Raw genomic sequence first — 3,193 nt, 5'->3', positions numbered from 1 at the left:
AAATCGTACTTGGCGCCGCTCAACTGATCGATACTTGATCAACTAGCGCAAAGAATGATCATGCGTCGGCCCTGCAGTGAAATCGATGTTGGGGAAGGTAGCTGATTCCGATCGTGCTGCGCTGATTGCCCATCAACAAAAAGAGACCGATGCCAAGGTATTAGCCGCCTATGACATGGTGATCGCATTCAGCAAATTAGTCGATAGCGATGCTGTGGTGCGCCTGAGCGCAGTCGATGCACTCAGTGAAGTGCATAACCCAGAAGTAGTATGGCGGCTGAAATCCGTTGCTCAGAACGATACCGATGCCAAAGTGAAATCCGCCGCCGCAGCAGCGGTGAAAAAGCTCGAACGCAGTCAGTCATTTTACAGTGGCATTGAAACCCTCTATTTCGGTATCAGCCTCGGTTCCATTTTAGTGTTAGCAGGCATTGGTCTGGCGATCACCTTTGGTGTAATGGGCGTGATCAACATGGCGCATGGCGAGATGATGATGCTGGGTGCCTACACCACCTTCGTGATGCAAAAACTATTACCGAATGAACCGGGGATTGCGTTACTTCTCTCTATTCCTGCGGCATTTTGTGTCTCGGGCTTAGTCGGCATTGTCATTGAGCGCAGTGTGATCCGTTTCTTATATGGCCGCCCGCTCGAAACCCTGCTGGCAACCTTCGGGATCAGCCTGCTGTTACAACAAGCGGTGCGCTCAATTTTCTCCCCGCTGAACCAAAGTGTGGTTATGCCTTCGTGGATGAGTGGCACATGGGTGTGGAACGACTTCCTGTCGCTGACCCTGAACCGCATGTTCATCATTCTGTTTAGCCTGTTGGTTTTTGCTGGCCTGATGTGGTTGCTGAAACGCAGTCGTTTGGGGTTGGAAGTACGCGCGGTTTCGCAAAACCGCGCTATGGCTCGCAACATGGGTGTTCGCTCAGATTGGGTGAATGCCAGAACTTTCGGTCTGGGATCAGGCATCGCTGGTATTGCTGGTGTGGCGTTGTCTCAGCTGACCAACGTTGGCCCGAACTTAGGGCAGGGTTACATCATCGACTCCTTCATGGTGGTGGTGTTTGGCGGTGTCGGCAATTTATGGGGCACGTTGGTGGCGGGTCTGTCACTGGGTGTGGCGAATAAACTGTTGGAACCGTATGCCGGTGCTGTGCTGGCAAAAATCCTGATTCTGGTTGCGATCATTCTGTTTATTCAGAAACGCCCGCGCGGGCTGTTTCCGCAACGTGGCCGTGCGGTTGAGGGCTAAAAACATGCTATTTAATTCTGTATTCAAAGATAAAGCGGGCCTGAGTTTGCTCAGTGCCATTCTGGTTGGCTCGGTGCTGGTGGTGTTATCAAACCTGCTGTTGCCACATGACAGCGCGCTGTATGTCGGTTCCAACACTGTGACGCTGTTAGGCAAGTATTTGTGTTACGCCCTGCTTGCCGTGGCGCTTGATTTGGTCTGGGGTTATCTCGGCATTTTAAGTCTCGGTCACGGCGCTTTTTTTGCGCTGGGTGGCTACGCGATGGGCATGTATCTGATGCGTCAGATCGGCACGCGCGGAGTGTATGGCGATCCGATTTTGCCAGATTTCATGGTGTTCCTGAACTGGCATGAACTGCCATGGTTCTGGTATGGCATGAACCATTTCTGGTTTGCCATGCTGATGGTGGTGCTGGTTCCGGGCTTGCTCGCGTTTGTGTTCGGCTGGCTGGCGTTTCGCTCGCGTGTGACCGGCGTTTATCTGTCGATCATGACGCAGGCAATGACCTACGCACTGCTGCTGGCGTTCTTCCGCAATGAAATGGGTTTTGGTGGTAATAACGGCTTAACCGACTTCAAAGACATCATCGGTTTTAGTCTGACCGACGATGCAACTCGTGCGGCGTTATTCCTCATTACGGCGGTTGTGCTCTGTCTGGCTTATCTGGTCTGCCGCGTGATTGTCGGTTCGAAACTGGGGCGTGTTGCAGTGGCGATCCGCGATGCAGAGATGCGCACCCGCTTTATGGGCTACCGGGTGGAATATTTCAAACTCGCGATCTTCGTGTTCTCCGCCATGTTGGCTGGCGTTGCTGGTGCGCTGTATGTGCCACAAGTCGGCATTATCAATCCGGGCGAGTTTTCTCCGCTGAACTCGATTGAACTGGTGATCTGGGTGGCCGTCGGTGGCCGGGCGACGCTTTATGGCGCGGTGGTCGGCGCAATTTTGGTCAACTACGCCAAGTCGGTGTTTACCGGCATTCTGCCTGATGAATGGCTCTACGCATTGGGTGCGCTGTTCGTGTTGGTCACGCTGTTCCTGCCAAAAGGTGTTACCGGTTTATTCAATCGCAAGGAGGCGGTGTGATGAACATGTTTGCACAAACCAAAACGATCTTAACACCGACCTACTTGCGCGAACGGATGGCACCACCAGCGCCAGTGAAACTCGATTTACGGCATGGTGTGATCCTCTATCTGGAAGATATCAACGTCAGTTTCGACGGTTTTAAAGCACTGAATAACCTCAACCTCTACATCAACAAAGGCGAACTGCGCTGCATTATCGGCCCGAACGGGGCAGGTAAAAGCACCATGATGGATGTTATTACCGGCAAAACACGCCCTGACACCGGCTCGGCGTGGTTTGGTCAGAACATCAACTTGTTGGAACTCGATGAACCGGCGATAGCTGAAGCAGGCATAGGTCGTAAATTCCAAAAACCAACCGTGTTTGAACCGCTTACGGTGGAAGAAAACCTTGAACTGGCCATGGCGGGGAATAAAGGCGTTTGGCAGACCTTTGTTAGCAAACTGTCTGGTGAAGATCGCGATCATCTTGAAGCAACGCTGCTGCTGATTGGTCTGGTTGCTGAGCGTCATCGCCAAGCGGGTGTGTTGTCGCACGGCCAAAAGCAGTGGCTGGAAATTGGCATGCTGCTGATGCAGCGCCCGGAATTGCTGCTTGTCGATGAACCGGTGGCAGGAATGACGCATCAGGAGATGGAACGCACCGCTGAACTGCTGAAACAGCTGGCGGGCAAACACTCCGTCGTGGTGGTGGAGCACGATATGGATTTCGTGCGCTCGATTGCCAATAAAGTCACGGTATTACATCAAGGCTCGGTGCTGGCCGAAGGGGCCTTGTTGCACAATTCCAAAGCAGGACAGCAGTCTCTCAGGCGCCGATTTCGCTCAGTTGACCTGTTGTCGTAC

General features: G+C 52.9%; 3 protein-coding genes. All 3 read left to right on the top strand.

Annotated features, from left to right (window positions below; translation table 11 throughout):
* Nucleotides 1–85 precede the first annotated feature (85 nt).
* On the top strand, nt 86–1,258 hold the full coding sequence (gene urtB, locus OKB81_RS19795) for an urea ABC transporter permease subunit UrtB (protein WP_270805405.1): 1,173 nt from the start codon (nt 86–88) through the stop codon (nt 1,256–1,258).
* A gap of 4 nt (nt 1,259–1,262) precedes the next feature.
* Nucleotides 1,263–2,345 carry an urea ABC transporter permease subunit UrtC gene (urtC, locus tag OKB81_RS19790; protein WP_103859157.1) on the top strand — a complete coding sequence of 361 codons (1,083 nt, stop codon included), beginning with the start codon at nt 1,263–1,265 and terminating at the stop codon, nt 2,343–2,345.
* A partial coding sequence (gene urtD, locus OKB81_RS19785) for an urea ABC transporter ATP-binding protein UrtD (RefSeq protein ID WP_270805404.1) occupies nt 2,345–3,193 on the top strand: 849 nt, incomplete at its 3' end. The genes urtC and urtD, both read left to right, overlap by 1 nt.

It is taken from the genome of Aeromonas sp. QDB56 (assembly GCF_027705505.1).
Taxonomy (GTDB): Bacteria; Pseudomonadota; Gammaproteobacteria; order Enterobacterales; family Aeromonadaceae; genus Aeromonas; species Aeromonas caviae.
Note: the sequence above shows the minus strand (reverse complement) of the source record. Positions and strands in the feature narration are given on the sequence as shown.

Bases quoted from the DNA above. Each gene is read 5' to 3' on its own strand.
- urtB (WP_270805405.1), top strand. From the start codon at position 86: ATGTTGGGGAAGGTAGCTGATTCCGATCGTGCTGCGCTGATTGCCCAT.
- urtC (WP_103859157.1), top strand. From the start codon at position 1,263: ATGCTATTTAATTCTGTATTCAAAGATAAAGCGGGCCTGAGTTTGCTC.